This window comes from Methylomonas koyamae (genome assembly GCF_001644025.1).
GTDB lineage: Bacteria > Pseudomonadota > Gammaproteobacteria > Methylococcales > Methylomonadaceae > Methylomonas > Methylomonas koyamae_A.
The window spans coordinates 1-2554 of record NZ_LUUK01000136.1; the positions used below are offsets into that span (position 1 = coordinate 1).

A 2554-nucleotide genomic window follows, 5' to 3' on the forward strand; every position below is an offset into this window, starting at 1 on the left:
GAGAAATTTATCGCCAACCCGTTCGGCGCTGGCAAGCTGTATAAAACCGGCGATCTGGTGCGCTGGCTGGACGACGGCAACCTGGCCTTCATCGGCCGCCGCGACCATCAGGTCAAAATTCGCGGCTTTCGGGTGGAGTTGGGCGAAATCGAGACCGCCCTGGCCAGGCATCCGGCGGTCAAGTTGGCGGCGGTGGTGGTCGGCGAACACTCTCATAACAGACAACTGCTGGCTTTTTATACCCACGACGGCAACCCGCCCGAGCCGGAGGTGCTGAAAGCGTTTTTGCGTGAAAGTTTGCCGGAATACATGGTGCCACTCGCGCTGTTTGCCGTCGAGGTTTTGCCGATGACGGCCGGCGGGAAAATCGACCGGAACGCTTTGGCGCGGCAAGCCGACGGCGCGCGGATCGGTAATGCAGGGTTTAACCCGCCGCGCGGCCAATTGGAACAACAATTGGCCGACATTTGGCGGGCGCTGTTGAATGTCGAGCGGGTCGGCGTGAACGACAATTTCTTCGAATTGGGCGGCCACTCCTTGCTCACCGTGCAACTGATTAGCCGTATCAACGCCATCCTCCCAGACAGCTCGTTGAATCTCGCCGATATTTTCAAATACCCGACGATAAAAGCGTTGACCGATTATCTAGAGCGCCCGATGGAAAAACTGACTAATTCAGCGTATTTGCTCAATCTGCGCTCGGGAATTCCGACGTTTATCGTGCCGGGCATGCCCGGCTTGAGCGACGGCTATTTTGAACTGGCGGAATGCCTCAAGCGCGAAGGGCCGGTTTACGGCTTGCAAATGAAAGGCTATGCCGATGAACCGCCGGCGACTTCGGTCGAGGACATGGCGGCGCACAATATCGCCCAGATAGCGAGGGTTTGGCCGCAAGGACGAATCAATTTATACGCGCACAGTTACGGCGGCACCGTCGTCTACGAAATGCTGCGCCAGTTGCAAGATTCGGCCTACGAAATCGGCGAAGTGGTGTTGATCGATAGCGGTTTGTTGTTGAGGCAAAGCCGCGTGGATAAGGCCTCGGTCAAGGCCTTTTGCAATTTCATGCTGACTAGCGCCGGCATTTCGCCCGAGCCCTATCGCGGCGCCATCGCCGACATTTTAAAAACCAAGCCCTATGCGGAGTGGAAAGACTGCTTTGCGTTACTGTTGGCGGACATCGTTCCTAATCTGGATGCCGGGGATTTTCGGAAAATCTGGCAGGTGACCGAGGCGTCGATTACCGCTAATTACCGTTACACCGCCAAGTTGCCGTATTCGGTGACGCTGGTGATTGCCGACGGCAGTAAAGGTTGGTTGGCGGCCAACGAGTGGGACGATTATTACCAAACCGTCAACGTCATCAAGGCCAAGGGCGAGCACTTCACGGTGGTCAAGCAGCCATTTTGCGCGGCTTGGTTGCGCGAACTGAGTCCGGAGCCGGCGGCTTCGCCGTCAACGCTAGCCGCGCCGCCGCTTGCCGAGTCTGGCGCGATCGCTAGCCTGCTGAGCGTTAGGGGGCTGGAGAAGCATTACGGAAAAGTCACGGCGGTCGCCGGCGTCAGCTTTGAATTGCAAGCCGGGACGTGTTTCGGCTTGCTGGGTCCGAACGGCGCGGGCAAGACCTCCACGCTGGAAATGATGGAGGGCATACTCAAGCCCAGCAAAGGCGAGATCTTGTTTCGCGGCGAGCCTATCGACCGGCGTTATAGCCAACATATCGGCATTCAGTTTCAGCATACGGCCTTGCCGGACACCCTGACGGTCAAGGAATCCCTGCAACTGTTTCAAAAGCTGTATCCGCGCGGTTTGCCGCTGGAAGAGATTATCGAAGCCTGTGCCTTGCAAGACTATATCAATCGCGATTCCCGTAAATTGTCCGGCGGACAGCGGCAACGCTTGTTGCTGGGCATCGCCTTGATCAACGATCCCGACATTTTGTTTCTGGACGAACCGACCACCGGTCTGGATCCGCAATCGCGCCACAACTTCTGGAGCTTGATTCGGGAGATTAAGAAGCGCGGCAAGACCATTGTGCTGACCACGCATTACATGGAGGAAGCGGAGCAGCTTTGCGACGAAATCGCCATCATGGATCAAGGCAGGATTATCGTCCAGGACACGCCACAGAATCTATTGCAGGAGCATTTCGACGGCGTACTGATCCGTTTACCGAGTGCCAGCGGCCTGGCGGACATTCCGGGCTTGCCGTTCGCGGTGACTGCCGGCGCCGAAACGGTCGAGTTCGTCACCGCCAATGTGGAAGCGGCGATCGCCCAATTGACGCGCTTGCATGTCTCGCTGGAAGGCTTGACGGTCGCCACGCCGAATCTGGAAAACCTGTTTCTTAAATTAACCGGCCACTCCTTGAGAAATTGAGATGAAGCATTTTTTGGCATTGCTAAAAGCCCGCAATATCGAATTGATCCGCGACAAAGCCACCTGGATCTGGAATTTCGTGTTTCCGGTGATTTTGATCGTCGGCATAGCGGCGATATTCGACGATCAGGACAGCGCGCTGTTTAAAGTGGGCGTGACCGGCGAGGCTAATTCG

Annotated in this window: 1 protein-coding gene; it reads left to right on the forward strand. The window is 56.6% G+C overall.

The window, feature by feature from the left end; translation table 11 throughout:
• Window positions 1–2379, forward strand: a 2379-nt coding sequence (locus A1355_RS24520; RefSeq protein WP_082885466.1) for an ATP-binding cassette domain-containing protein, incomplete at its 5' end; no start/stop codon positions are given.
• Between the last annotated feature and the right edge of the window lie 175 nt (window positions 2380–2554).